Raw genomic sequence first — 25,262 nt, 5'->3', positions numbered from 1 at the left:
CGTGCCGGACCCCGTGGGCGGGCCTGGTGCCGACCCCGGGGTCCGGCATGCGGTGCACCCGGATCCGGGAGGGGTTCCCGACCAGGTGGCCGGATTCCTGTTATCGTCCCCGCCGCACAGCGTCTCCCGAGTGTGGGAAGTGACGGAACAGGATCCCGGAAGAGTGAGCACTGTATGGGCGAGGCACGCGAGTCGGCGTTGATCAAGGCGGCTCAGAAGGGGGACCAGCAGGCCCAGGACCGGCTCGTCGCGTCGTATCTGCCCCTGGTCTACAACATCGTCGGCCGTGCTCTGAACGGTCATGCCGATGTCGACGACGTGGTGCAGGAGAGCGTGCTGCGCATGCTCCGCGGCCTGCCGTCCCTGCGCACCCCGGGAAGTTTCCGCTCCTGGTTCGTGGCCATCACCATGAACGAGATACGCGGGCACCGGCGCGGGCGCGGGACGGGAGCGATATCCGCCGACCCGATGGAGGGCGTGTACGACGTCGTCGATCCCGCGGCGGACTTCGTCGAGCTGACGATCGTCCGCCTCGCCCTGACGGGGCAGCGCCGCGAGGCCGCCGAGGCCACGCGGTGGCTTGACGAGGACGATCGTGCGCTGCTGGCCCTGTGGTGGCTGGAGACGGCCGGTGAACTTTCCCGGGCGGAGGTCGCCGGGGCGCTCGAACTCTCCCCGCAGCACACCGCGGTCCGTGTGCAGCGGATGAAGGCGCAGTTGGCGGCGGCCAGAGTGGTGGTGCGTGCGCTGGCGGCCCACCCGCGCTGCATCCTGCTGGAGGACCTCATCGCGCAGTGGGACGGTGTGCCGTCCGCTCTCTGGCGCAAGCGTCTGGCGCGTCACGCGCGGGACTGCACGGTCTGCTCGGGACACGGGTCCGGTCTGGTCCCGGCCGAGGGCCTGCTGGTGGGGCTGGCGCTGGTTCCCCTGGTGGCGTCCGCCGCCGGTCCGGCGGACTTCGTCCCGGCGGGCACCGCACGCGGCGAGGTCACCCGGCTGTCGGGGCGACCGGGACGTGCCGAGCGTCGCCGGAGCGAGGTCAGGCGGCGGCGCCGCACCACCGTGGCGGCCGGACTGGTGGCGGTCGCGGCGCTGGGAAGCGGTGGCGCGGCGGTACACCTTTACACGGATGACGGGGCCGACGGGCCCGTCAGCGGCGCAACGGCGGTCGCGCCTCTGACGGGCCCGTCGGCCCCGGAGACCACGTCGGCACCTCCGAGCGCTTCGACGTCGCCCTCTCCTTCGTCCTCGTCGGGCTCCCCGACGCCTTCGCCGTCGAAGACCGAGGCCGGGAAGAAGGCCTCCCCCACCCCCAAGGCTGTGCCCGGCCCTCGTAGGACGACCTCGAAGCCGTCCGCCGCGCCCGCACCCGAGCCCGCGCGGCCCACCTCCGACTCGGTGGCGGAGGAGGTCATGAACCTGGTCAACGCCGAGCGTGCGAAGGAGGGCTGCGGAGCGGTGAGTACCGACGACCAGCTGGCGACGGCGGCGTCACGTCATTCCGCGGACATGGTGGAGCGGGACTACTTCTCGCACACCTCGCCGGACGGTACGGATCCCGGCGCGCGCATCACTTCGGCCGGGTACCGCTGGAGCACGTACGGCGAGAACATCGCCAAGGGGCAGCCGACGGCCGCCGCGGTGATGGAGGCGTGGATGAACAGTCCCGGTCACAAGGCGAACATCCTCAACTGCGCGTTCGAGGAGATCGGCGTCGGCCGGGTGGATTCCTCGGGCGGCCCGGTGTGGACGCAGAACTTCGGCACCGCGCTGTGACATCGGCGGCCCGGCACACCGTCACACTGCGGAAACGATCAGGTAGCACTCGCTCCACGTACGGGATCTAGGCTGGGGTCACGCCCAGGCCGAAGGCGCCCGCCGGCGATGTGACGCTTTCCCCGCGCGGACAGGAGCCAGGTGTTCACACCCGCTTTTCCCTCTCGCCTTCCTCCCCTCCCTCCGTGGCTCGGTCATGTGCTGCGGGCCCAGCGCGGACCGGTTCCGTGGAACGCGGTGCTGCGTGGAGCCCTGGCCTCGGTGCCGTTGCTTCTTGCGGTGCTCGCCGACCGGCCGACGGCGGGGGTGCCGGCTGCGCTGGGCGCGATGCTGGCCGGGATCAACGACCGGCCCGGCAGCAGGCGCGCCGCGGTCACCCGGCTGGGAGTTCCGGCACTGGCCGGTGCGGCGGGGCTGCTGCTCGGCACGATGATCGCGGCCGCCGCGGGCGGCGGCCGGTCCGTGTTCCTGCTGCCGCTGGTGTTCGGGCTCCTGGGGCTGGTCGCCGGGGCGTTCAGTTCGACCGGTCCGGTGGCCTCCGCGTGCGGGACGCAGGTACTGGTCGCGGCGGTGATCGGGGCCGGCATGCCGTTGCCGGAGCCCGGGCCCGTGCGTGCGCTGCTGTTCCTGGCCGGTGCGGGCTGGCTCCTGTTGCTGCGTCTGGCGCTCCCGTCACCTGGCCGGCCGGGCAACGGACCGTACCGGCTGGACGGGGAACGGGAGGCGGTCGCCGCCGTCTACGAGGCCGTGTCCCGGCTCCTGCGGGCGACGGGCGGTCCGCAGGCCCTGGCCGGGCGCGCCGCGCTGAGCGCCGCACTCGACCAGGCTCAGGACGCCCTGGGCGGGCCTCGGTTTCGCCGGCATGCGAGTTCGGCCGCCGAACGCCGGCTGCACGTCCAGTACGCGGCGGCCTTTCCGCTGGCCGAGGCCGCGACCGCACTGGCCTGGGCCGGTGTGCCGTTGCCCGGCCGTCTCGTGGAAGGTCCCCGCAGGCTTGCGGACGCCGTACGCACGGGCAGGTCCTGCGGGCCGCTGCCCGCTCCGGCGCGGACGGATGCCGGGCTGCGTGCCCTGGACGACGCCCTGCTGCGGGCCGCGGCGGTCTTCGACCGGCCCGAAGGCGCGCCGTCGGAAACGGCGAAGGGGCGCCCTGACGGTTCGGTCCCGAGACGGGCGTGGAGCCCCGCGGGACGCGAGTACGGCCTGCGGGTGGCTGTGTGCTGCGCGACGAGTACGGTCGTGGCGCAGTGGCTGCATCACGACCACTGGTACTGGCTGCCCGCCACGACCGTCTTCCTCGTCAAGCCCGATCTTGGCCCGCTGGTCTCGCGGGTGCTGTGCCGGGCCGTGGGTACCGTCGCGGGCGCGGCGGTCTTCGGCCTGCTGATGGTGGTGCTGTCCGGGCTGTTGTCCGGCCCGCTCCCGCTCGTCGGCGCGGTCGCCCTCTGCGGTGCGCTCCTGCCGGTCGCCACCCGCCACTTCGCGGTGCAGACGGCGGTCGTCACCGTACTCGTGCTGTCCCTCGTCCTGTTGGGCGGTGAGCCTCCTGCCGCCTGGGGGCGGGTCGTGGAGTCGCTGCTGGCCTGTGTGACGGTGCTGCTCGTCGGTCATCTTCCGCTGCCCGGCCGACGGGGGCACGGCGTGCGGGCCGCGTTGGACACGGCGGTGGGTGCGGCGCACCGCTACCTCGGGCATGTCCTGGAAGAGCCTGAGGACCACGCCGGACGGGGTGCGCTGCGGCGTGACGCCTACAGGTCGCTGGCCGCGGCACGTACGGCCATCGACCTGTCGGCGGCCGAACTCCCGCCGGTGGCCCGTCACTCCGCCGGGTCGGACGGGGTCGCGGGTGCAGTGGAGCGGCTCATCGACACCACGACGGCCTGTGCCGTGCATCTGGGGCACCGGACCGACGAACTGCCGTCGTCGCACGCCGAGCAGCTCGCCGCGCATCTCTCCGAGCTCGACCGGGCCTGGGGGGCGGGGCCGCGCCGGGAGTTGTCGGTCCTGTGACCTCCGCCCGGTGACGGTGCCACACGGGCGACGGTACGGCGGAGGGTGCAGTCCTTTCCCGGCGGCCGGTCCGGCGCACCCCGTCCCTTGCGTCTCCCGCCGGAACTGCGGGGCTCCTAGGATGCGACCATGATCGCCGAACTGCAGTGCATGGTGCTGGACTGTCCCGATCCGGCGCGGCTGGCGGGGTTCTACGCGGCCGTCCTCGGCGGGAGGGTCGATCAACCGGACGGCCGGTGGACCCTGGACGAGAACTGGGCGACCCTGCACACTCCGGCCGGTCTCGTGCTCGGGTTCCAGCGGGTCGAGCACTACAGGCCCCCGCGGTGGCCCGACCCCGCCCATCCGCAACAGGTTCATGCGGACTTCGGCGTTCCCGATCTGGACAGTGCCGAGGAACAGGTGCTGGCGCTCGGGGCGACCTTGCTGGACGACTCCACGCGGGGCTGGCGGGTGTTCGCGGACCCGGCGGGGCATCCGTTCTGCCTGGTGCTCCACTGACCCGGGCCCCGGGTGTCCGGACACCGCTCCGGACTCCCGGGGCCGAGGGTCACCGGCTGATCAGCGCGAGGGCCGTGAAGGTGCCGCTCAGCGCGCCGACTGCGAGCGCGGACACCGCCACGCAGCGGGCTCTCAGCCGGTCGTACCGTGCGGTGTACTCGCCCCGGAGTTCGACGGCCCGCTCGGCGATCCTGGTGAGGGAGTCGCGGCAGACGGCCACCCGGTCCGTGACGTAGACGCGTTCGACGTCCTCACGCTGGGCGGTCGTGAGCCAGGGCAACTGTTCGGTGAAGCGGACCGCCTGGCGTCGGGCCTCCTCCACTTCGGCGTTCCAGAGCAGATAGCCCTCCACCTGTGCCAGACCTCGGGCCGCGCTCTCCTTGTCGGATTCCACCCGGTCCTCCTCTCGACGCACGTCGTCCCGGGCCTGTCTCATACCTGCTTGTCCCCGGGCGCCACGGTGATCGAGTCGGCCGGACGGTTCGTCTCCTCCTCGAGTGCGCGGACGGCGGGGTAGTGCAGGTCGAACGCCGGGGATTCGGAGCGGATGCGCGGCAGCGTGAGGAAGTTGTGGCGCGGGGGCGGGCAGGACGTTGCCCATTCGAGGGAACGGCCGTAGCCCCAGGGGTCGTCGACCTCGATCGGCTTGCCGTACTTCGCGGTCTTCCACACGTTGTAGAGGAAGGGAAGCATCGACAGGCCAAGCAGGAACGAGGCGACGCTGGAGACCGTGTTGAGCGCGGTGAAGCCGTCGGCGGCGAGGTAGTCCGCGTAGCGGCGCGGCATGCCCTCGGCTCCGAGCCAGTGCTGCACCAGGAAGGTGCCGTGGAAGCCGATGAACAGCGTCCAGAAGGTCATCTTGCCGAGCCGCTCGTCCAGCATCTTGCCGGTGAACTTCGGCCACCAGAAGTGGAATCCGGCGAACATCGCGAAGACCACGGTACCGAATACCACATAGTGGAAATGTGCCACGACGAAGTACGAGTCGGAAACCTCGAAGTCCAGGGGCGGCGAGGCCAGGATCACGCCGGTCAGACCACCGAAGAGGAACGTGACGAGGAAGCCGACCGACCAGAGCATCGGTGTCTCGAAGGACAGGGAACCCTTCCACATCGTGCCGATCCAGTTGAAGAACTTCACTCCGGTCGGTACCGCGATCAGGAAGGTCATGAACGAGAAGAACGGCAACAGCACACCGCCGGTCACGTACATGTGGTGCGCCCACACCGTGACCGAAAGGCCGGCGATGGCGATCGTCGCGGCGACGAGACCGACATAGCCGAAGATCGGTTTACGACTGAATACCGGAATGATCTCGGAAACGATTCCGAAGAACGGCAGGGCGATGATGTACACCTCTGGGTGCCCGAAGAACCAGAAGAGGTGTTGCCACAGCAATGCGCCGCCATTTGAGGCGTCGAAGATGTGTGCGCCGAATTTCCGGTCGACTTCCAGCGCGAAGAGTGCCGCGGCCAGGACCGGGAAGGCCAGCAGGACCAGGACACCGGTCAGCAGGACGTTCCAGGTGAAGATCGGCATGCGGAACATCGTCATGCCGGGGGCGCGCATGCAGATGATCGTGGTGATGAAGTTGACCGAGCCGAGGATCGTGCCGAAGCCGGAGAAGGCCAGGCCCATGATCCACAGGTCGCCGCCGATCCCGGGCGAGCGCACCGTGTCGGTGAGCGGCGAGTAGGCGAACCATCCGAAGTCCGCGGCGCCCTGCGGGGTGAGGAAGCCGGCCACCGCGATGAGCGAACCGAAGAGATAGAGCCAGTAGGCGAACATGTTCAGCCGGGGGAACGCCACGTCGGGCGCGCCGATCTGCAGCGGCATGATCCAGTTCGCGAACCCGGCGAAGAGCGGTGTCGCGAACATCAGCAGCATGATCGTGCCGTGCATCGTGAACGCCTGGTTGAACTGCTCGTTCGAGATGATCTGGTTGCCCGGACGGGCCAGCTCGGCTCGCATCACGAGCGCCAGCACGCCACCGACGATGAAGAACAGGAACGAGGTGGCCAGGTACATCGTGCCGATGGTCTTGTGGTCGGTGGTGGTCAGCCATGTGACGACCACCCTCCCCGGCTGCCGCCGCCGGACGGGAAGTTCGTCCTGGTAGGCAGCATCGGCTTCCACCGATTCTGAGGCACCCCTCGTCGTCACTGCGGCACTCCTTCGGTCGACGGCCGATTGCGGACTCGGCGACCAGGATGGACTCCCCCGCAGGCCTACCGCGGGAGATCCCTGTGAGCACTGCACCAGTGGCTGGCAAAGGGCACTCCATTGGCCGATGGCGATGGTGCCCGTGTTGACGAAGGCCCTCAGGCTCCCGTCCAGGTGCCCATCGCCCGGCGAGAGGGGAAGTCGGCCACGTTCTTGTCGGGCGGCCGGTCGGCGTACTGGTGGATGCGCCAGGACGCCTCGATCCTCGGCCGCCCCTCCGTCACCTAGTCGGCGATCCAGAGCCCGGCGCCCGCGTACGAGGTCGTGTCGTGGTTCAGCCAGAAGGGAGCGGTTGCAGTGGAGGAGGACGCGATGGTGCGGCCGGAGGCGTTTCACCTCGCGGATGAACCGGTCCTTCTCCGCGTCGCTCGCGCGCGTTCCCCGACCGGGAACAGACCGCTGATGGCCTTCTCCGGGGTCCTGTCGATGAAATACGCGCCCTGCCAGTTGGCATGCTCTGGCCATAGGAAGTAATGGAAGCCGACCAGGCATCCGGCGTCCCTGGCCCGCTCGGCCTGGCCCTTGAGTTCCGGATTGACGCAGGAACGCCCTTCGGTGGATTTGATGAGGGCGAAGTCCACACCGTCCGGCCGAAGTCCGCCTGATGGGAACTGACATCCACGCCGTGCAGCACGGGCACCACCTCCGAGTGAGGCGCTGTGATTCCGTTGGTCTCCCTCTCCAGATGCCCGCCCGGACAGATCCCACCCGTCGGGGCTACCGAAGAACCGATTCAGCAGGAGCGGAATAGTGTCCGCGCGGTCGGAGTTGGTGCCCGACAGAACCCTTTCACCCCCTCGCACTCGGTATCGGAAGGTCGGATCCATGAAGATCGGCATCATCGGAGCGGGCAACATCGGCGGCAACCTCACCCGCCGCCTCACCGCGCTGGGGCACGACGTCTCCGTCGCCAATTCCCGCGGACCCCACACGCTCGAAGCGCTCGTCAAGGAGACCGGGGCCACCGCCGTCACGGCGGCGGAGGCGGCCCGCGACGCCCGGATCGTCGTGGTGACCGTGCCCCTCAAGGCCGTCCCGGACCTGCCCTCGGGGATCCTCGACGGGGCGGCGGAGAACGTCGCGGTCATCGATACCGGGAACTACTACCCGCAGCAGCGCGACGGGCGGATCGCCGCAATCGAGGACGGGCTGACGGAGAGCCGCTGGACCGGGCAGCAGCTCGGTCACCCGGTGGTCAAGGCGTTCAACGGGACGTACGCCCAGGACATTCTCGACAACGGTCTCCCCCAGGGCAGCCCCGGCCGGCAGGCCCTCCCGGTCGCCGGCGACGACCCGGCCGCCAAGCAGGCGGTACGGGAGCTCATCGACGAGCTGGGCTTCGACACGGTCGACGCGGGCGGACTGGACGAGTCCTGGCGTCAGCAGCCCGGCACACCTGTCTACGGGAACCGGGGCGACGCGGAGACCATCAGGAAGGCACTGGCCGACGCCTCACCCGAACGTACCGCGGAGTGGCGCGCCTGACCTGGCCCGGACGGGGATCCGCCGGCGAACGCCGTTCCGCGCCCCGGTCCCGCCCGGCGGGAGCGGGGCACGTCCGACCCGGGCGGGGCAGCCGTCAGACGGGCTGGCCGATCGGCCGGATGATGACGTTGTTGACATCGACGCCCTCGGGCTGCCCGACGGCCCACACGATGGAGCCGGCGATCTGATCTGCCGTCAGTAGCCGGCCTTCGGGCAGGGAACCGAGGCCGTCCCAGAAGGGCGTCTCGACCCGTCCGGGCGCGATCAGGGTCACTCCCACGCCGTCACCCGTCACCATGCGCCGGGTGTTCTCGGCCAGGCCGGTGACCGCCCATTTGGTAGCCCCGTAGATGTTGCCCGGGGTGTGGACGAACCCGGCGACGCTGCCGATCAGGACGACGCGCCCGCCCGTCTCCTTCAGCGCGGGGAGCGCCGCCCTGATCAGCAGGGCCGGGCCGAGCACGTTGGTCAGCACCATCTCCCGCCAGCCGTCGGGGTCACCGTCCGCGAGGGTGTCGTGGGTGGCGGACCCCGCGTTGGCGACGACCACGTCAAGCCTCCCGAAGTGCTCGACGGTGGCGTCGACGGCCGACTGCACCGCTGCGTGGTCGGCAGCGTCCCCTACGAGCGTCAACAGACCCTCGGGGTTGCCCAGCTCCTCGGCGAACGATCGCAGCCGGTCCTCACCGCGCCCGGTGACGGTCACCCGGTGGCCGAGGCCCAGCAGTTGACGGGCCGTAGCGGCACCGATTCCGCTTCCACCGCCGGTGATCAGTGTGACCGGAGATGCGCTCATGATCCGTCCCCCTGCTGTCCGTTTCGCCGCGTGACCGCGGCGATGCCGGGGATTCCATCATTTCGAGCACGCTCGAAGTCAAGTGCCTTACCTCCCGCCGCCTTCGGAAGTCAGCCGTCGAGCTCCTCCGGCTCGGGAGAGAGGCCGTCCATGAAGGAGCTGACGGAGAACACCGCCCGGCCCGGGCCCGCCGGGCCGTATCCGGTGTGCCGGTAGCAGTCCGGCATCGGGGGCAGCCCTACGTCGGAGACGCGCCGCCCGTCGAGGTGGAGGCCGAGGAGCCCGCCGGATCCTGCCGCCACGCGGTACGGCGAGGCGGGGTTGACCCGTACGGACACGACGGTGCGGCGCAGGTCGTAGGGGCCACCGGTGAGCACGATCTCCTCCGGCGGGCGGAGCAGGGCGGCGGCACCGAGCTCGGGCAGGGTGCTGTGGTCGAAGGAGAAGATGAAGTACGACTTCGGCTTGATCTCGCGGTGCTCGTTGTCGCTGAGGGCGGATTCGTCGAAGGCCATGCCTCCACGCAGCAGGTCCTCCTTGAGGACGGCCTCGCGCGGCACAGGGGGAAACGTCTCCATGAGCCGTTCGATCAGTCGCGTGCGGTCGCCCGTGCCGGCGGGATCGGTGCGGGTACGGCCGGTTTCGGTGGGGCTTGGCATGTGCGGGCTCCTCGGTCCGGTGTCCCGGACGCTGTTGCGTGTACGCCACACTGTCAAACGAACCAGCACCGCCAACCGTTCGCACATGATCCGTCCGGCTTCCGTGGAGTGGCGGACCGGTCAAGGACAAGGAGTACCGTTTATGCCCCGCATCATGTCCGTGTCGGACAGCATCCTGGTCGAGGCAACTCCCTCGGCCGTGTACGCGCAGCTCAGCGACCCCACCGCGATGGGGCGCTGGAGCCCGGAGAACCGGGGTGCGCGGGTGCTCGGTGAGCCCCGGTCCACCCACGTGGGCATGGTCTTCGAGGGACGCAACAGGCGTGGCTCCTTCCGCTGGACGACGAGGTGCACGGTGACCGCCGCCGATCCGGGTGAGCGGTTCGCGTTCCGGGTGCACGCGATCGGGGCGAAGCGGCCGCGGCTGCCCGGGGCCATCGCTCTGTGGGAGTACCGCTTCGAAGCGGTCGACGGTTTCACCCGGGTCACGGAGACCTGGACGGACAACCGGCGGGCGTGGCCCGATTTCGTCGCCAACGCGTTCGACCGTGTCGCCACACGGGGGCACACCTTCGCGGAGTTCCAACGTGGCAACATCCGTACGACGTTGGAGCGGCTCAAGGTCGCGCTGGAGCAGGACGGGACGTCCGCCGCGCCGGGTGGGGGCACCGGGACCGGGCGTCACGGCTGAGGCGTGGGACAAGGGCCCGGGCCGGAGGCGTGGTCGACGCCTTCATCCCGCCCAGTGCGTCGGCCGGGTGAGGGACAGGGGCAGGCATGTGGCGGCGTTGCCCTTCGCCGCGTTCAGCTGGGCCTGGGTGAGGAAGAGCGCACCGGTCAGGTCGGCGTCCGACAGTTCGGCGTCCCGGAAGTCGGCACCGATGACATCGGCCCCGCGCAGATCCGCGGCGCGCAGGTCGGCCGCGATGAGACAGGCCCCTCGCAGGTCGGCGCCCCGCAGGTCGGCGCCCTTGAGACGGGCTCCGATGAGATCGCTTCCCCGGTGGCCGCGCTTCCTGCCCCGGGGAGCAGTCGCGCGTACGAGCTCGCTCGTCCTGCCCAGCAGGACGGCGACCCGGTCGCGGTGCTCGGAGACGTCCAGCTCGGCAAGGTCCTCGGCGGTGCCGCCGGTGAGGTGTTCGGTGGTGTCCCGTGCGCTGCGGAGCTCGGCGCGCAGGGGCTCCGCGGCGGGCATGGCGAGGGCTTCGGTGAGGTACCGGAGGAGTTCGTGGAGCCGCCGCATCACCGGGAAGACCTGGAACATCTGCTGGGCGGTACCGGGGGCGCGCCGCCAGTCCATACCGCCGTAGGTCTCCTGGGAGACCTTCTGGCCGGCGCCGAAGCAGTCGTACACCGTGCATCCGGAGAAGCCTTCCGGCCGCAGCCGGGTGTGGATGCCGCAGCGGAAGTCGTCCAGCAGGTTGCGACAGGGTTCGCCCGCGTCCTTGTCGATCGCGAAGTCTGCCGACGCGGTCAGGGTCAACGCGACGCAGCACAGCCCGAAACAGTTCGCGCAGTCGGCCCGCAGGCCGTCCTGCTCCGTCGTGGGCGCGGTGGTCGGATCGTTGTCGGACACGTGCCTGATTCCTCCGGTGGGTACGGGGCAAACCGGTGTGTGCGGGGCGGATTCAAGCCTATCGGGGCTGCCGGACCCGGCCGGACACCCTTTGTCGGTGGGGCGGCGCACACTGGGCCCACCAGCACAGCACCGCCGGCGGAGGGGACAGTCCATGGGGGCTTCGCAGGAGACCGGGTTCGAGCCTGCCACCGGTGACGGCCCACCGGATCCCGGACCGCCGGAGGTACGGGCCGGGGCGGTGCGGACGGCGTTCGAGGGCCTGCTGCAGATCCGCCGGCTCACGAACACGGGTCACGCGGATCCCGAGGGCGTCCCGGCCCGGTGGGAGCTGCACCGGCCGGTGCGGGCCGTGGCCCTGGCCCTGGAGGCCGCCGGGATACCCGCGTCGGCGGTGGGCGCCTCCGGGGGGACGGCTGCCACGGGGTACCGGGTGCGTGAGGGCGAGCGCTTCGGCACCGTGCGGGTGGAGTGGGACGGCCCGCCGGGCAGCGGTGCGGCCCATGACGAGGAGGGTGCGCTGACCGGATGCGTCGCGGTGCTGCGGCGCCTGGGCTGGACGGCACTGCTGTACCGAGGGCCTCGGCGCCGGCGGTTCCTCGAGGTCGAGCCGCCCTCCGGTGCCGGGCGCGCCGAGCCCGGCTGAGACATTCCGCGCCTGCTGAAGGGGCGTTGTCAGACCCGTGGGGGATGCTTGACGGTCCGACACCTCTGACCAGGAGATGCTGAGATGCGCAATCACGAAGTCGCCGCGGCCCAGGCCTATGTCCGGTTACTGGAGGCCACCCGCGCCGTGCTCGCGGACCCGGCCGACGCTCCGCTGTACATGCCGCTGCTCGCCTCACCGATCGAGGAGGCGGACGAGGCCCTGCGCAGCGCGGGCCTCAGTGGCAACGAGGACCGGCTCTTCGCCCTCGTGCGGGCATTGCGGCCGAGTCTGTCCGGTTCCGGTCGCTGACCGTTCCGGTGCGCGGTGGGTGCCGCTCCCCCAGGACGGGAGCCCGGCACCCGTCGCCGCCGGACCGTCGGCTACCGATCGGCGTACATGAGCGAGCCGGGTGTCGTGAGGAGTTCGCCCGTCTCCAGCCAGGTCTTCAGGCCGGAGAGGATCATCGGCCAGCCGCCGTACAGCTCGTCGTTGGCGCCCTCGCGCAGTTCGTCGTGGGTGACTGTGAGCCGGCAGGAGTCGCCGACCTGCTCGATCTCCCACGTGATGCGGGTGGGTCCCTCGTTCTTCACCTCATCACTCCAGAGTGCCACCATGCTCTGGACCAGCTTGTGTGGCGGAACGACCTCCAGGTTCTGCCCCTCCCCCAGCGGGCCGGGGGCACCCGGTGCGCCCATCTCGAAGCGTGAGCCGGGGGTCCAGTCGGAGGTCACGCGGGCGCCGAAGTTGTACTTGCTCCGGATCTCGGGGTCGGTGATCGCCTCCCAGAGGCGCTCGGGGGTGGTGCGGATGTAGATCTCGAAGACCTTCTCCATGGGATTCTCCAGTCGGCTCTTGAGGCCGCTGAGCCCTGCTGCCCAGGGCTCCGCATACTTGCTCACCCACCGGTCGTGGACGAGCCGGATGGGCACCGGGTTCAGGAAGTGGAGCTTCTCCCGGCCTCGCCGTCGGGTGACGACCAGTCCCGCCGCCTCCAGCAGCTTGAGGTGCTTCATCACCGCGAACCGCGTGATGTCGAAGCGGGCTTCCAGCGCACTCAGTGTCTGCCCGTCCTCACGGAACAGCTCGTCGAGAAGAGCGCGTCGCGTCGGATCTGCCAGGGCCTTGAACACCGCGTCCATGGAACCAAAATATGTGACCTTTTGGTCACCTGTCAAAAGTGGCCGGAATAGTAAGCGCTTGCGGTGAATTGATTCAAATCCAGAAGAAACTTGACTAGCTGCTTGACTAGCAGCACCGGCCAAACCTAGCGTACGTTCCGGATGAAACGATTCACATCCCCGATCCTGACCGGTCGCCGGATGACTCTGCTTACGAGGTGTTCATGTCTGATGTGTCGGCCGTCAAGGCAGCTCTGAAGTCTCAGGTCATCGAGACGCCGTCCTGGGGTTACGGAAACTCCGGGACCCGTTTCAAGGTGTTCGCCCAGCCCGGAGTCCCGCGTGACCCGTTCGAGAAGCTGGCGGACGCGGCTCAGGTGCACGCGTACACAGGGGTCGCTCCCAAGGTGTCGCTGCACATCCCGTGGGACCGGGTCGAGGACTATCCGGCGCTCACCCGGCACGCGGAGGATCTCGGACTGCGGATCGGTGCGATCAACTCCAACGTCTTCCAGGACGACGACTTCAAGCTCGGCTCGGTGACCCACCCGGACCCGAAGGTCCGCCGCAAGGCCACCGACCATCTGCTCGAATGTGTCGACATCATGGACGCCACCGGCTCGCCCGACCTCAAGCTGTGGTTCTCGGACGGCACCAACTACCCCGGCCAGGACGACATCTCGGGCCGTCAGGACCGACTGGCGGAGGCCCTCGCCGAGGTCTACGCACGGCTCGGCGACGACCAGCGGATGCTGCTCGAGTACAAGCTCTTCGAGCCGGCCTTCTACACCACCGACGTCCCGGACTGGGGCACCTCGTACGCCCACTGCCTCAAGCTCGGCCCGAAGGCGCAGGTCGTGGTCGACACCGGCCACCACGCGCCAGGCACCAACATCGAGTTCATCGTGGCGTTCCTGCTGCGTGAGGGAAAGCTCGGGGCATTCGACTTCAACTCCCGCTTCTACGCGGACGACGACCTGATGGCGGGTGCCGCCGACCCGTTCCAGCTCTTCCGGATCATGCACGAAGTGGTCAAGAACGGCGGTCTGGAGACGGAGACCAACGTCAACTTCATGCTCGACCAGTGCCACAACATCGAGGCCAAGATCCCGGCCGTCATCCGCTCGGTGACCAACGTCCAGGAAGCGACCGCGAAGGCGCTGCTGATCAACTCCGAGGCCCTGGCCGCGGCGCAGCGTTCCGGTGACGTCCTGGCCTCCAACGGCGTACTCATGGACGCGTTCAACACGGACGTACGCCCGCTGCTCGCCGAGGTCCGCGAGGAACTCGGCCTGGCCCGTGACCCGTTCGCCGCCTATCTCGCCTCCGGCAACCAGGAGCGCATCGCCGCCGACCGGGTCGGCGGCGAGCAGGCCGGCTGGGGCGCCTGAGCCCCGCTCCTCACGTCCCGCACCCGCCCGCCCTCCCACCTCGAAGGAACCCTCATGACGTCCGCGACGCACGCCGAAGTCGCCGCGCTCCTGGAGCGCGCCCACCGGATCGGATCCGACCCGCGCAACACCAACTACGCCGGTGGCAACACCTCCGCCAAGGCGACGGAGACCGATCCGGTCACCGGCGGAGAGGCCGAGCTGCTCTGGGTCAAGGGCTCGGGCGGCGACCTCGGCACGCTGACCGAGGCCGGTCTCGCCGTGCTCCGGCTGGACCGGGTACGGGCGCTCAAGGACGTGTATCCGGGGGTGGAGCGCGAGGACGAGATGGTGTCGGCCTTCGACTTCTGCCTGCACGGCAAGGGGGGCGCCGCACCGTCGATCGACACCGCGATGCACGCCCTCGTCGAGGCCGCCCACGTCGACCATCTGCATCCGGACTCCGGCATCGCGCTGGCGTGCGCGGCCGACGGGGAGAAGCTCACCGCCGAGTGCTTCGGCGACAGGGTGGCCTGGGTGGGCTGGCGCCGGCCCGGCTTCCAGCTCGGTCTGGACATCGCGGCCGTCAAGGAGGCCAACCCGCAGGCGGTCGGTGTGGTCCTGGGCGGTCACGGCATCACGGCCTGGGGCGACACCTCCGAGGAGTGCGAGCGCAACGCCCTCTGGATGATCCGTACGGCGGAGACGTTCCTGGAGGAGCGCGGCAGGCCCGAGCCGTTCGGCGCGGTGCTGCCCGGACGGGAGGCCCTTGACGCGGAGGCGCGCCGTGAGCGGGCCGCGGCCCTCGCACCGGTGATCCGGGGTCTGGCGTCCACGGACCGTCCGCAGGTGGGCCACTTCACCGACACGGCACCGGTGCTCGACTTCCTCTCCCGCGCCGAGCACCCGCGGCTGGCCGCCCTCGGCACGTCCTGTCCGGACCACTTCCTGCGGACGAAGGTCAGCCCGCTGGTCCTGGATCTTCCCGCCGGCGCGCCGCTGGACGAGGCGGTGGCACGTCTCGGGGAGCTTCACGCGGAGTACCGTGAGGCGTACCGCGCGTACTACGGGCGTCATGCCACCCCCGACTCGCCCGCGATGCGCGGTGCGGACCCGGCGATCGTGCTGGTGCCCGGGGTCGGGATGTTCTCGTTCGGCAAGGACAAGCAGACCGCCCGGGTCGCCGGGGAGTTCTACCTCAACGCGATCAACGTGATGCGGGGCGCCGAGGCCGTCTCCTCGTACGCCCCGATCGAGGAGTCCGAGAAGTTCCGCATCGAGTACTGGGAGCTGGAGGAGGCGAAGCTCCGCCGGATGCCGAAGCCCAAGGCGCTGGCCACCCGGGTCGCGCTGGTCACCGGCGCCGGGTCCGGGATCGGCAGGGCCATCGCGCAGCGGCTCGTCGCGGAGGGCGCCTGTGTCGTCGTCGCGGATCTCCACGCGGAGAACGCCGCCACGGTGGCGGAGGAGCTCGGCGGACCGGACCGGGCCGTCGCGGTGACGGTCGACGTGACCTCCGAGGAGCAGATCACCGAGGCGTTCAGGGCAGCGGTGCTGGCCTTCGGCGGTGTGGACCTGGTCGTGAACAACGCGGGCATCTCCGTCTCCAAGCCTCTGCTGGAGACCACGTCCCGGGACTGGGACCTCCAGCACGACATCATGGCGCGCGGTTCGTTCCTGGTGTCCCGGGAGGCGGCGCGGGTGATGCGGGCGCAGAACCTCGGGGGCGACATCGTCTACATCGTGTCCAAGAACGCGGTGTTCGCGGGGCCGAACAACATCGCGTACTCGGCGACGAAGGCCGACCAGGCGCACCAGGTGCGGCTGCTGGCGGCGGAGCTGGGCGAGCACGGCATCCGGGTCAACGGCATCAACCCGGACGGTGTGGTGCGCGGGTCCGGCATCTTCGCCGCTGGGTGGGGTGCCCAGCGCGCGGCGACGTACGGCATCGAGGAGGAGAAGCTCGGGGAGTTCTACGCCCAGCGCACGATCCTCAAGCGCGAGGTGCTTCCCGAGCACGTCGCCAACGCCGTCTTCGCTCTGACCGGTGGGAACCTCACACACACCACCGGTCTTCACATTCCCGTCGACGCCGGTGTGGCGGCGGCCTTCCTGCGCTGACCACGTGCGGCCGGCCGCGCCCCGGGGGACGGTTCCCGGGGTGCGGCCCCGCCCGGATCGGATGAGATTTCCATGTCTGCGACTTCACGACACGACCCGGTGTTCGCCGCGGTGGACCTCGGTGCCACCAGCGGCCGGGTGATCACCGGCAGGGTCGGCCCCGACGAGCTGGTGCTGACCGAGGCGCACCGCTTCGCCAACACTCCGGTCCGGCTGCCCGACGGGCTCCGCTGGGATGTGCTCTCCCTCTACCAGGGGATGCTGGAGGGTCTGCGCGCGGCGGCGCGCGGCGGTCCCGTCACCTCGGTGGGCATCGACACCTGGGCCGTGGACTACGGCCTGCTGGACTCCGACGGGGCGCTGCTGGGTATCCCGTTCCACTACCGGGACGGCCGCAACACCGCTGCCGCCCAGGCGGTGCTGGCCGGGTGCGATGCCCGGGAGCTGTATGCCGTCAGCGGTCTGCAGCACCTGCCGTTCAACACCGTGTTCCAGCTCGCCGCCCATCGTTCGACGGCGCAGTGGGGATCGGCGCGGACGCTGCTGCTGATGCCTGATCTGCTGGTGTACTGGCTGACGGGCACGGTGGGTGCGGAGGTGACCAACGCGTCGACGACCGGCCTGTTCGACGCGCGGAGCGGCACCTGGTCCGATGCGCTGATCGGGCGGCTGGGCCTGGAACGCTCGCTGTTCCCTCCGCTGCGCGAGCCGGGCGACCGGGCGGGCTCGCTCCTGCCGCATGTCAGCGAGTTCACCGGTCTTCCTACGGACACGCCGGTGACGGCGGTCGCCTCGCACGACACGGCGTCGGCCGTGGCCGCCGTACCCGCCACCGAGCCGGGCTTCGCGTACATCTCGTGCGGCACCTGGTCGCTGGCCGGTCTCGAACTCGACGCGCCCGTACTGTCCGAGGAGTCCCGGGCCGCCAACTTCACCAATGAGCGCGGGGTGGACGGCACCGTCCGCTATCTCCGCAACATCATGGGCATGTGGCTGCTGGAGGAGTGCCGTCGCACCTGGGAGCGCGAGGGTGCGTCGCCGGGTCTGGGCGCACTCCTCGCGGACGCGGCGCGTGCCCGGCCGTTCGCCGCGGTGATCGACCCCGACGATCCGGTGTTCCTGGCGCCGGGTGGCATGCCGTCGAGGATCGACGAGGTGCTCGCCCGGACCGGGCAGGCCCCGCCGGAGGGGCCGGGCGGCTACGTACGATGTGTGCTGGAGAGCCTCGCGCTGGCTCATCGCAGGACACTTCGCCGGGCTGCCGCGCTGGCGGGCCGCGAGCTGACCAGGATCCATCTGGTCGGCGGTGGTTCGCGCAACGAGCTGCTGTGCCAGTGGACCGCCGACGCGACGGGGCTGCCGGTCACCGCCGGGCCCGCGGAGGCCACGGCGCTCGGCAACGTGCTGCTCCAGGCACGGGCCCATGGGCTGGTGGGCGGACTGGCCGACATGCGGCGGCTGGTCGCGCGCACCCAGGAGCTGCGCCACTACAGCCCGCAGGGGGCACTGGGAGCCTGGGACCGGGCCGCGGACCGGCTGGAGGCGGCGCGGGTGTGAGGTCGCCGCGCTTCGGCGGTGACGTGCGGCCCCGGCCAGGAACCGGCCCCTCCCTGGACCGCTCGGCAGGATCCTCGGAGCGGGGCCGGGCGCCGCGTCAGTGTGAGGACAGGCCGAGTTCCTGGTCGCCGAGGGGTTCGAAGTGCCTGGCGACGTCGGCGTCGGTGACGTCGCCAGGCGCCGCGGGGTTCCACCGGGGGTTCCGGTCCTTGTCGATGATCTGGGCGCGTACGCCCTCCACCAGGTCGTGCCCGGTGAAGGCCCGGCAGGAGACCCGGAACTCCTGGTCGAGCGCTTCTTCCAGGCTGCCGAGGCTCTTCGCCCGGCGGACGGCGGCCAGCGTGACCTTGAGCGCGGTGGGCGACTTGGCGAGGAGTGCCGCGGCGGTCTCCTTCGCCGCGGGGACGCCGCTGTTCACGAGCCGTTCGATGATCTCTTCCACGGTCTCCGCGGCGTAGCACTCGTCGATCCACGGGCGTTGCCCGGCCAGTTCCCCGTCCGGGGCCACGGCGGTGTGGCGGAGCACGGTGTCCGTCACTTCGGCGGGGGTGGCGCTGCGCGAGAGCGCGGTGGTGAGGTCCGTCAGGCGGTGCGACGGCACGAAGTGGTCGGCCAGCCCGCACAGGAGGGCGTCGGCGGCGTTCACCGCCTGCCCGGTCAGGGCGAGGTGCGTGCCGAGCTCTCCCGGCGCCGCGGCGAGCAGCCGGGTGCCGCCCACGTCGGGGACGAATCCGATGCCGGTCTCGGGCATGGCGACGCGGGAGCGTTCGGTGACGATCCGGACGTCGCCGTGGGCCGAAACCCCCACACCGCCGCCCATCACGATGCCGTCCATGAGGGCCACGTACGGTTTCGGGAAACGGGCGATCCTGGCGTTGAGGCGGTACTCGTCGCGCCAGAAGTCCACGGAGGCGCGACGGCCGGCGCGGGCGTCCTCGTAGATCGACCGGATGTCGCCGCCCGCGCACAGACCGCGTTCGCCGGCGCCGCTGATCACGACCGCGGTGACCGCGTCGTCGGCGTCACCCAGGGTGAGTGCCTCGTCGATCCTCCGGACCATCGAGTGGGTCAGGGCATTCAGGGCCCGGGGGCGGTTGAGCGTGATGTGCAGGGTGTGGCCCTCGGTGTGCAGCAGGACGGGTTCGTCGTCGTACATGTGTGCGCTCCGCTCAGCCGTGGGAGATCTCTGCGGGCCATTCTGCGACGGCGGCCGTGGTGCGCCGGAGCCGGGGCTCCTGTGGAACCGCTGTGGCACTCCCGCACCGCGGGCTCGACAATTGAGATCCACGGGCTGCGATGTCCAGCTGCCCTGCCGGACGACCTCCGGAGCAGGAATGACCGACTCTTCATGGCGAGCCGACCCCGCAGACCCGACGCGGACCCGGTCCGAACACGGCCACAGCGGCGAGACCGGGACGGCGGAGCGCCTTGCCATGAACCGGACCGGCTGTTTCGAGTGGGACCTGGACGCCCGGAGCCTGGACATCGACGACGCCGGGCTGATGGTCTTCGGAGTGGATCCGGCACAGTTCGACGCACGCCCGTCCACGGTGCTGAAGCAGTTGGATCCCACGGAGCGTGCCCGTCTGGAGGTGACCATCAACGAGGCCATCCGCGGCGGGAGCAATTCCTACAGCGTCCACTTCCAGGTTCCCCTGCCGGACGGTTCTCACCAGTGGACCCATGTGCAGGCGCGGATCCTGAGGTCGAAGGAGGGCCGGGCACACCGTGTCATCGGTGTGGTGCGGGACGCGACGGCGGAAGTCACCCATTCGGCCTTCGTGCTGGATCTGGAAAAGCGCCGCCAGCGCCAGACCAATATCGTTGAACTCACAACGAGTGCGTTGTCGCGGGCGGTGACGGTGGACGACGTGACCGCCGCACTCACCGGGCCGGGCGGTCTGGCCGGCATCGGCGCGGACGGTCTGGCCCTCGGTCTGGTGGAGAACTCCGCGCTCAACATCATCGCGCTGAGCGGGGACTCCGTGGAGGTCCTCGACGGCCTGGGTTCCGGCGCCCTCGACGCGGGCCTTCCGCTCGGGGACACGATCCTGAGCGGACACCCCCGGTTCATCACGTCGCTCGCTTCACTGGTCCGGCGCTATCCGGTGCTGGAGCCGCACATGGGCCGGCTGAAGTTCCGCGCGGCCGCCTATCTACCGCTCGTGGCCCAGGCGCGCTCCCTGGGCGGGCTGGCCCTGTTCTACCGGGAACGCACGGTGTTCAGCGCGGACGAGCGGATCCTCTGCCTGGGGCTGGCCGCCATCGTGGCGCAGTCGCTGCAGCGCGCGATGCTGTTCGACGAGGAACGCGAATTCGCCACCGGCCTCCAGTCGGCCATGCTGCCGCGGCGCATCCAGGAGATCGAGGGCGGCGAGATCGCGGTGCGCTACCACGCGGCGTGGAGCGGCCGTGAGGTGGGCGGTGACTGGTACGACGTGATCCCCCTCCCCAAGAACTTCTTCGGCATCGTGGTGGGTGATGTGCAGGGCCACGACACACACGCTGCCGCGATCATGGGCCAGTTGCGGATCGCGCTGCGTGCGTACGCCGCCGAGGGCCACTCGCCGTCCACGGTGCTGGCGCGCGCCTCCCGGTTCCTCGCCGAGCTGGACACGGACCGCTTCGCCACGTGTACGTATGCACAGGTGGACCTCGCCACGGGCACCGTGCGGGTGGTGCGCGCCGGGCACTTCGGACCGCTGATCCGGCACACCGACGGACGGGTCGGCACCCCTCAGGTACGTGGCGGGCTCCCGCTCGGCATCTCCACGGCCTTCAGGGACGAGGAGTTCCCCGAGACCCGTCTCGACCTGGTGCCGGGCGAGACGCTGGTCCTGTACACCGACGGGCTGGTGGAGGAGCCCGGTGCCGATGTCGACACGGGGGTCGCGGCGCTGATCCACGAGGTGAGCGACGGACCGGCGGGTGCCGAGGAGCTGGCCGACCATCTGTCGGACCGGTTGTGGGAGCGCTGGGGGTCGGGCGACGACGTGGCCCTGCTCGTCCTGCGGCGCAGTCCGGACCTCGGATCGCCGAGCGCTCCGCGGCTCCACCAGTACATCCATCAGGCCGACCCGGAGGGGCTTTCGGACGCCCGCGCCATCGTGCGCCAGGCCCTGTCGGACTGGGACATGGCCGATCTGGCGGACGATGCGGAGCTGGTCACCGGGGAGTTGCTGGTCAATGTGCTGCTGCACACGGAGGGCGGTGCCGTACTCACGCTGGAGGTGCTGCCGGAGCCCGTCCGGCGGATCAGGCTGTCGGTCCAGGACCGGTCCAGCGTCTGGCCGCGGCGCCGCACCCCGGGCGAGACGTCCACCTCCGGGCGCGGGCTGTTGCTGCTCGACGCCGTCGCCACGTGCTGGGGTATCGAACCCCGCGGGGAGGGCAAGGCGGTCTGGTGCGAGATGGGCCCGAACCCCCCGCGGGCGAGCTCCGGGGAACATGACGGGGGCGTACCGTATCGGAGTTGATGCGGTACGCCCCCGCCCGGGCCGGCGGGACCCGCCCGCCTGCCGGACTGCCTGGATGCGTCAGTGCTGCGCGGTGCGGCGCTTCCGGACGGACCACAGGATGCCGCCGCCGGCGAGCAGAACCGCGACCGCGGCGCCACCGATGACGGGCGTGGCGGAGGAGGAACCGGTCTCGGCCAGGTCCGGAGCGCTGGGGCTCGGCTCGGCCGGGGCCGGCGCCGTCTCCGTGGCGGTCTCGCTCGGCTCGGGGGTCTCCGAGGCCGGCGGCTCCGTGCGCGGAGTCTCCGACGGCGTGGGCTCGCCGGGCGGGGTGCTGTCCTCGCACACCGGGGCCTGCTTCGTCTCGTTGCGCGAGAACTTGTCGTCGTCGCCCGCCTTGACGACGAGGCGGATCGTCAGCTCCTTGTCGTGCTCAGGAAGCTGGAGGGGGGTCGCCGTGCGGTACTCCCGGCCGAACTTCGTCGTGGGGAGCAGGACGTCGCCGCCCTCGACGGAGACGGTCACTTCGTTCTCGGCACTACCGGAGTAGGCCGTCAGGTCGAGGGTGACTTCGGAGCAGGTCACGGCCCAGGTGGGAGTGTGAGCAGCGGCCTGGCCTGCGGAGATGACTCCGCCGGCCAGGCCGACAACCGCGGCGGCCGCGAATGCTCCCGCGCCACGCCACGATCTCCTGGGTATGGTCATGGATTCTTCCTTCGTACGAGTGCCCGCCGGGATGACGGTGGGCCGCACAGTACTGCCCACCCTTCCCTGGCGCGCACCCGGCCCTTGCGCCTCCGGAAGCCCAACTACCCCCAGAAGGCCGCCGTTTATGACATCACGGACAGACCAGTTCCGGACGAACCCACTCCGGATGGCTCGGCGGGGGGGCCGGGCGGTGTACCTGTCGGCGACGGCCACACGAACGGAAACGAAAGCCCGAACTCGCACCGCCTCTTTACGGATGGTCTGTGATGGTTGATCAGGGTCCGGTCTCGGCCACTCTCAGGGCTCGGCACCCGGGGCGGGGCGGGAAGATGGCCGGAAGGCGCCGGAGTGCAGCGCTCCCTGTTGGGCCGACGGCCTGTTCTCAGAGGGCCTTGTGCATGATGTGCAGTCCGACGTAGCCCTCGGTGGGGTGGTTGAAGCCCTCCGGAAGGGTCCCGATCACTTCGAAGCCGAGGGACCGGTACAGCCGCACGGCGTGGGTGTTCGTCTCCACCACGGCGTTGAACTGCATAGCGCGGTAGCCCGCCGCCCGCGCCCACTCCACGGTGTACTCGCAGAGCGCCCGGCCCACGCCCCGGCCCGAATGCCTGGGGTCGACCATGTAGCTGGCGCTGGCGATGTGGGAGCCGTTGCCCATGTGGTTCCTGTTCATCTTGGCCGTACCCAGCACCGTCCCGGCATCGTCGACCGCGACGACCGCGCGGCTCGGCGCCGGCACGAGCCACCAGCCCTGGGCCTCCTCCTCACCCAGCTCCAGCGGGTAGGTGAAGGTCTCGCCCGCGGTGACGATGTCCTGGAAGAACGGCCATATGGCGGGCCAGTCCTCCGGAGTGGCTTCCCTGATCAGCATGGGGGCAACGATGCCCCCGACCTCACACGTTGGCAACGCATTAACGATCACGACTCCGTCGCCCGCCCAGTCCGATGCGGTCGAGCAGCCACCACCCGGTCGCGGGCCGTGCGCCGCCGGAACCTGCTGTCGGGGCGGCCGCCCGGGGCTGCTCGGTCACCGGCCCGGGGCCTGGGTGGTGTGCGGGGTGTGGGGCGGGGCGGGTCTCGCGGGCCCGGTCGAGCTCCGCCCCGAGATTCACCCGGCACCAGAGGATCTCGTCCGGATCGTCCGCAAGCATCAGCTGCCCCATGGCCTCACGCCCGGAGACGGAACCCGGGCGTCCGAAAGCGGGGTCCGGGCGCATCCGGGCGAGGTAGGCGCGCTCGTAAGGGTCGTCCACCACCTCCGCGAGCTGGACCGGGTCCAGGGCAGAGGCCTGCACAGCCGCGCGGACCCATGGATCCTCGGTGCGGCTCAGCAGCCTGTCGGTCCTGCGGGAGCGCCAATTGCGCGCACGGCGGTCGCTCCCGGCCTCCAGCATGGCGCGCATCCCGGCCGGGCTCCTGCCGGTGAGCAGCTCCGGCTCCCTGGCGGCGAAGGCGACGAGCTCGTCCACGAGATAGAGCCAGACGACCGCCCGGTACCGGTTCAGGTAGAACGCGACCGGTGAGACGCAGCCGATCCGGGCGAGGCCGGTGAAGCGGCCGGGACTGATGCCGAGCAGCTCGGCGCCTTGCGCCGTCCCTGCCGTGCGCACCTTGGCCCGAAGTGTCTCGGGGAATCCATCGGTGGTGCGCAGCCGGTCGATCTCCTCCCGGCGGATCCGCGGCCTCCCGCCAGGAGGGTCTTCGACACTGATGAGCCCCAGATGAACGGCGAGATCGAACTCTCCGCGCTTCAGTGCCAGTTCCTGAGCGGCACGCCCGGCACTCACCGGGCCATCCGCGGTCACCACCACTCCCTCGGCGGTCACCGTGGTCCCGCTGTCGCTGCCCGCCGCCCGCGCTCCCGTGCCCGAGGCTCGTGCCCGCGCGATCGTCCTTCGTGTGCGGGCGTCCGCCCCTCGCGTGCGGGTCTCCGCCGTTAGCGTGCGGGTGTCTTCCGTAACGGTCATGACCGTCCTCCCCCGTGAGGCCCCCGGGGCCCTGTACGGTCCCCGAGTGGTCGAATACTCTCCGTGACCACGGTAACCGGCGGAGGATCTTTTCGTGCGACCTGTGGACAACTCCACAGACCCGACGAAAGGTGCAGGTCAGAGGGGTTTGATGCTGTCAACTCCCTGACGTACCGCCACACCGAGGTGTTCTCCCACGCGGTTCACGAGCAGGGTCATCTCGTAGGCGACCTGGCCCACATCGGCCTCGGCGGCACTCAGTACGCACAGGCAGCTGCCGTCCCCGGCCGCCGTCACGAAAAGCATCGCCTCGTCGAATTCGACCATCGTCTGGCGGGCTCTTCCCGCCCCGAAGTGCCGCCCCGACCCCCGGGCGAGGCTCTGCAGTCCGGACGAGACCGCGGCCAGGTGCTCCGCGTCCTCGCGGGCCAGGTCCGTGCTGGCTCCGGTCACCAGTCCGTCGTTCGACAGGACCAGTGCGTGCCGTATGTGCTCCACCCGGCTGGTGAGATCGTCAAGGAGCCAGTCAAGTCCCCGGTCCAACGCCATGTGCTCGGTCCTCCCCGTTCATCCGTTCCCCACGTCGTGCGCAAGCCTTGCGTACGGCTCCGTTCCGGGCAAGCGTTCCCCTGTCCACGGGGCGTCGCTTCACGCCAAGGCCCTCTTGTCGGCCGAAGATGGGCGCATGGCACACCACATGACTGAGGACGAATGGCGGGCTTTCCTCTCGGAGGGCACCCGCACCGGCAAGGTGGCGACCGTGCGGGAGGACGGCAGCCCGCACATCGCTCCCGTCTGGTTCCTGCTCGACGGTGACGATCTGGTCTTCAACACCGGGAAGGAGAGCGTGAAGGGCCGCAATCTCGCGCGGGACGGCCGGGTGTCGGTGTGTGTCGACGACGACCGGCCACCGTTCGCGTTCGCGGTGGTCCGGGGACGCGCGGAGCTGAGCGAGGACCTCGGCGCGCTGCGGGAGTGGGCGACCCGTATCGCCTCCCGGTACATGGGCCCGGAGGCGGCCGAGGAGTTCGGGGCACGCAACGGCGTGGCCGGCGAACTGCTCGTGCGCGTACGCATGGACAAGGTGCTCGCCATGGCCCAGGTCGCCGATTAGCACCTGCCCGGCCGGTCATGACCGATCACCCCGCCGGTGCTACCGTTTCGTCCCGCCGGTGCCGGAGCCCACACGGACGTCATCAGCTCTGATGCCGTCCGTGTGTGTGCCGGACGCGGTGGGGTCCTGATCGTGCCCGGGGACACCGTCCACACAAGTCCGCGGAACGTGTACGGG

Annotated in this window: 22 protein-coding genes and 2 pseudogenes; 12 read left to right on the top strand and 12 right to left on the bottom strand. The window is 70.4% G+C overall.

The genetic code is table 11. The features are described from left to right. Positions 1-174: 174 nt before the first annotated feature. The 3 genes from OG524_RS35505 to OG524_RS35495 all read left to right on the top strand — a co-directional run bounded on the left by OG524_RS35505 (position 175) and on the right by OG524_RS35495 (position 4,287). Complete coding sequence (locus OG524_RS35505) at positions 175-1,776, top strand: sigma-70 family RNA polymerase sigma factor (protein ID WP_405812393.1); 1,602 nt, start codon at positions 175-177, stop codon at positions 1,774-1,776. A 237-nt stretch (positions 1,777-2,013) separates the two neighbouring features. After that, positions 2,014-3,786 carry an FUSC family protein gene (locus OG524_RS35500; protein WP_405385991.1) on the top strand — a complete coding sequence of 591 codons (1,773 nt, stop codon included), beginning with the start codon at positions 2,014-2,016 and terminating at the stop codon, positions 3,784-3,786. A gap of 129 nt (positions 3,787-3,915) precedes the next feature. Beyond that, a complete protein-coding gene (locus tag OG524_RS35495; protein ID WP_405385993.1) occupies positions 3,916-4,287 on the top strand; it encodes a VOC family protein in 372 nt (123 codons plus the stop codon). A 49-nt stretch (positions 4,288-4,336) separates the two neighbouring features. On the opposite strand, the gene OG524_RS35490 is transcribed toward OG524_RS35495, so the two are convergent. The 3 genes and pseudogenes from OG524_RS35490 to OG524_RS35480 form a co-directional block, all read right to left on the bottom strand. Beyond that, positions 4,337-4,681 (bottom strand): hypothetical protein, encoded by a 345-nt coding sequence (locus OG524_RS35490; protein ID WP_405385994.1) that lies wholly within the window; start codon positions 4,679-4,681, stop codon positions 4,337-4,339. 38 nt (positions 4,682-4,719) lie between these two features. Further along, a complete protein-coding gene (ctaD, locus tag OG524_RS35485) occupies positions 4,720-6,450 on the bottom strand; it encodes a cytochrome c oxidase subunit I (RefSeq protein ID WP_405385996.1) in 1,731 nt (576 codons plus the stop codon). Between the two features lie 158 nt (positions 6,451-6,608). Next, positions 6,609-7,144: pseudogene (locus OG524_RS35480) on the bottom strand (GH25 family lysozyme). A 137-nt stretch (positions 7,145-7,281) separates the two neighbouring features. On the opposite strand from OG524_RS35480, the gene OG524_RS35475 reads away from it, so the two are divergent. Then, positions 7,282-7,995, top strand: a complete 714-nt coding sequence (locus tag OG524_RS35475) for an NADPH-dependent F420 reductase (protein ID WP_405812539.1) — start codon at positions 7,282-7,284, stop codon at positions 7,993-7,995. 94 nt (positions 7,996-8,089) lie between these two features. Here OG524_RS35475 and OG524_RS35470 read toward each other — a convergent pair whose 3' ends face one another. Beyond that, positions 8,090-8,791, bottom strand: a complete 702-nt coding sequence (locus OG524_RS35470) for an SDR family oxidoreductase (RefSeq protein WP_405385998.1) — start codon at positions 8,789-8,791, stop codon at positions 8,090-8,092. A gap of 203 nt (positions 8,792-8,994) precedes the next feature. Next, a pseudogene (locus OG524_RS35465) lies at positions 8,995-9,450 on the bottom strand (radical SAM protein); the annotation flags it as partial. 142 nt (positions 9,451-9,592) lie between these two features. Here OG524_RS35465 and OG524_RS35460 point away from each other — a divergent pair. Then, positions 9,593-10,141 carry an SRPBCC family protein gene (locus OG524_RS35460; RefSeq protein WP_405386000.1) on the top strand — a complete coding sequence of 183 codons (549 nt, stop codon included), beginning with the start codon at positions 9,593-9,595 and terminating at the stop codon, positions 10,139-10,141. 42 nt (positions 10,142-10,183) lie between these two features. Here OG524_RS35460 and OG524_RS35455 read toward each other — a convergent pair whose 3' ends face one another. Then, on the bottom strand, positions 10,184-11,026 hold the full coding sequence (locus tag OG524_RS35455) for a pentapeptide repeat-containing protein (protein WP_405386002.1): 843 nt from the start codon (positions 11,024-11,026) through the stop codon (positions 10,184-10,186). A gap of 154 nt (positions 11,027-11,180) precedes the next feature. Here OG524_RS35455 and OG524_RS35450 point away from each other — a divergent pair, with 154 nt between their 5' ends. Beyond that, positions 11,181-11,672, top strand: coding sequence for a hypothetical protein (locus OG524_RS35450; RefSeq protein WP_405812392.1), 492 nt, complete (start codon positions 11,181-11,183; stop codon positions 11,670-11,672). 84 nt (positions 11,673-11,756) lie between these two features. Next, the gene (locus tag OG524_RS35445) at positions 11,757-11,984 is read left to right on the top strand and encodes a hypothetical protein (protein ID WP_405386006.1); all 228 of its coding nucleotides are present in this window, start codon (positions 11,757-11,759) and stop codon (positions 11,982-11,984) included. Between the two features lie 71 nt (positions 11,985-12,055). Here OG524_RS35445 and OG524_RS35440 read toward each other — a convergent pair whose 3' ends face one another. Then, the gene (locus tag OG524_RS35440; RefSeq protein ID WP_405386008.1) at positions 12,056-12,814 is read right to left on the bottom strand and encodes an ArsR/SmtB family transcription factor; all 759 of its coding nucleotides are present in this window, start codon (positions 12,812-12,814) and stop codon (positions 12,056-12,058) included. A gap of 203 nt (positions 12,815-13,017) precedes the next feature. Here OG524_RS35440 and rhaI point away from each other — a divergent pair, with 203 nt between their 5' ends. From rhaI to OG524_RS35425, 3 genes are all read left to right on the top strand, one after another. Beyond that, positions 13,018-14,184 carry an L-rhamnose isomerase gene (gene rhaI / locus OG524_RS35435; RefSeq protein ID WP_405386010.1) on the top strand — a complete coding sequence of 389 codons (1,167 nt, stop codon included), beginning with the start codon at positions 13,018-13,020 and terminating at the stop codon, positions 14,182-14,184. A 54-nt stretch (positions 14,185-14,238) separates the two neighbouring features. Further along, on the top strand, positions 14,239-16,284 hold the full coding sequence (locus OG524_RS35430) for a bifunctional aldolase/short-chain dehydrogenase (protein ID WP_405386011.1): 2,046 nt from the start codon (positions 14,239-14,241) through the stop codon (positions 16,282-16,284). A gap of 72 nt (positions 16,285-16,356) precedes the next feature. Beyond that, on the top strand, positions 16,357-17,841 hold the full coding sequence (locus OG524_RS35425) for a rhamnulokinase family protein (protein WP_405386012.1): 1,485 nt from the start codon (positions 16,357-16,359) through the stop codon (positions 17,839-17,841). A 97-nt stretch (positions 17,842-17,938) separates the two neighbouring features. Here OG524_RS35425 and OG524_RS35420 read toward each other — a convergent pair whose 3' ends face one another. Next, positions 17,939-18,997: an enoyl-CoA hydratase/isomerase family protein gene (locus OG524_RS35420; protein WP_405812391.1), complete on the bottom strand. Its 1,059-nt coding sequence runs from the start codon at positions 18,995-18,997 to the stop codon at positions 17,939-17,941. A gap of 178 nt (positions 18,998-19,175) precedes the next feature. On the opposite strand from OG524_RS35420, the gene OG524_RS35415 reads away from it, so the two are divergent. Then, positions 19,176-21,317, top strand: coding sequence for a SpoIIE family protein phosphatase (locus OG524_RS35415; RefSeq protein WP_405812390.1), 2,142 nt, complete (start codon positions 19,176-19,178; stop codon positions 21,315-21,317). A gap of 60 nt (positions 21,318-21,377) precedes the next feature. On the opposite strand, the gene OG524_RS35410 is transcribed toward OG524_RS35415, so the two are convergent. The 4 genes from OG524_RS35410 to OG524_RS35395 form a co-directional block, all read right to left on the bottom strand. Then, a complete protein-coding gene (locus OG524_RS35410; RefSeq protein WP_405386017.1) occupies positions 21,378-22,001 on the bottom strand; it encodes an LAETG motif-containing sortase-dependent surface protein in 624 nt (207 codons plus the stop codon). A 385-nt stretch (positions 22,002-22,386) separates the two neighbouring features. Beyond that, on the bottom strand, positions 22,387-22,875 hold the full coding sequence (locus OG524_RS35405) for a GNAT family N-acetyltransferase (RefSeq protein ID WP_405812389.1): 489 nt from the start codon (positions 22,873-22,875) through the stop codon (positions 22,387-22,389). 40 nt (positions 22,876-22,915) lie between these two features. Then, a complete protein-coding gene (locus OG524_RS35400) occupies positions 22,916-23,971 on the bottom strand; it encodes a DUF6397 family protein (protein ID WP_405812388.1) in 1,056 nt (351 codons plus the stop codon). 138 nt (positions 23,972-24,109) lie between these two features. Beyond that, positions 24,110-24,520: a roadblock/LC7 domain-containing protein gene (locus OG524_RS35395; RefSeq protein ID WP_405386022.1), complete on the bottom strand. Its 411-nt coding sequence runs from the start codon at positions 24,518-24,520 to the stop codon at positions 24,110-24,112. 136 nt (positions 24,521-24,656) lie between these two features. Here OG524_RS35395 and OG524_RS35390 point away from each other — a divergent pair, with 136 nt between their 5' ends. Continuing rightward, positions 24,657-25,085: a PPOX class F420-dependent oxidoreductase gene (locus OG524_RS35390; RefSeq protein ID WP_405386024.1), complete on the top strand. Its 429-nt coding sequence runs from the start codon at positions 24,657-24,659 to the stop codon at positions 25,083-25,085. Positions 25,086-25,262: the final 177 nt, after the last annotated feature.

The organism is Streptomyces sp. NBC_01520, from assembly GCF_045040375.1.
GTDB lineage: Bacteria > Actinomycetota > Actinomycetes > Streptomycetales > Streptomycetaceae > Streptomyces.
This window is presented reverse-complemented; position numbering and strand designations above follow the sequence as displayed.

What these genes read in the sequence shown, in the direction of transcription:
- OG524_RS35420 (WP_405812391.1), bottom strand. Translation starts at nt 18,997, where the DNA reads ATGTACGACGACGAACCCGTCCTGCTGCACACCGAGGGCCACACCCTG.
- OG524_RS35450 (WP_405812392.1), top strand. Translation starts at nt 11,181, where the DNA reads ATGGGGGCTTCGCAGGAGACCGGGTTCGAGCCTGCCACCGGTGACGGC.
- OG524_RS35395 (WP_405386022.1), bottom strand. Translation starts at nt 24,520, where the DNA reads ATGGCGTTGGACCGGGGACTTGACTGGCTCCTTGACGATCTCACCAGC.
- OG524_RS35440 (WP_405386008.1), bottom strand. Translation starts at nt 12,814, where the DNA reads ATGGACGCGGTGTTCAAGGCCCTGGCAGATCCGACGCGACGCGCTCTT.
- OG524_RS35390 (WP_405386024.1), top strand. Translation starts at nt 24,657, where the DNA reads ATGGCACACCACATGACTGAGGACGAATGGCGGGCTTTCCTCTCGGAG.
- rhaI (WP_405386010.1), top strand. Translation starts at nt 13,018, where the DNA reads ATGTCTGATGTGTCGGCCGTCAAGGCAGCTCTGAAGTCTCAGGTCATC.
- OG524_RS35415 (WP_405812390.1), top strand. Translation starts at nt 19,176, where the DNA reads ATGACCGACTCTTCATGGCGAGCCGACCCCGCAGACCCGACGCGGACC.
- OG524_RS35410 (WP_405386017.1), bottom strand. Translation starts at nt 22,001, where the DNA reads ATGACCATACCCAGGAGATCGTGGCGTGGCGCGGGAGCATTCGCGGCC.
- OG524_RS35400 (WP_405812388.1), bottom strand. Translation starts at nt 23,971, where the DNA reads ATGACCGTTACGGAAGACACCCGCACGCTAACGGCGGAGACCCGCACG.
- OG524_RS35430 (WP_405386011.1), top strand. Translation starts at nt 14,239, where the DNA reads ATGACGTCCGCGACGCACGCCGAAGTCGCCGCGCTCCTGGAGCGCGCC.
- OG524_RS35505 (WP_405812393.1), top strand. Translation starts at nt 175, where the DNA reads ATGGGCGAGGCACGCGAGTCGGCGTTGATCAAGGCGGCTCAGAAGGGG.
- OG524_RS35405 (WP_405812389.1), bottom strand. Translation starts at nt 22,875, where the DNA reads ATGCTGATCAGGGAAGCCACTCCGGAGGACTGGCCCGCCATATGGCCG.
- OG524_RS35460 (WP_405386000.1), top strand. Translation starts at nt 9,593, where the DNA reads ATGCCCCGCATCATGTCCGTGTCGGACAGCATCCTGGTCGAGGCAACT.
- OG524_RS35425 (WP_405386012.1), top strand. Translation starts at nt 16,357, where the DNA reads ATGTCTGCGACTTCACGACACGACCCGGTGTTCGCCGCGGTGGACCTC.
- OG524_RS35445 (WP_405386006.1), top strand. Translation starts at nt 11,757, where the DNA reads ATGCGCAATCACGAAGTCGCCGCGGCCCAGGCCTATGTCCGGTTACTG.
- OG524_RS35495 (WP_405385993.1), top strand. Translation starts at nt 3,916, where the DNA reads ATGATCGCCGAACTGCAGTGCATGGTGCTGGACTGTCCCGATCCGGCG.
- OG524_RS35470 (WP_405385998.1), bottom strand. Translation starts at nt 8,791, where the DNA reads ATGAGCGCATCTCCGGTCACACTGATCACCGGCGGTGGAAGCGGAATC.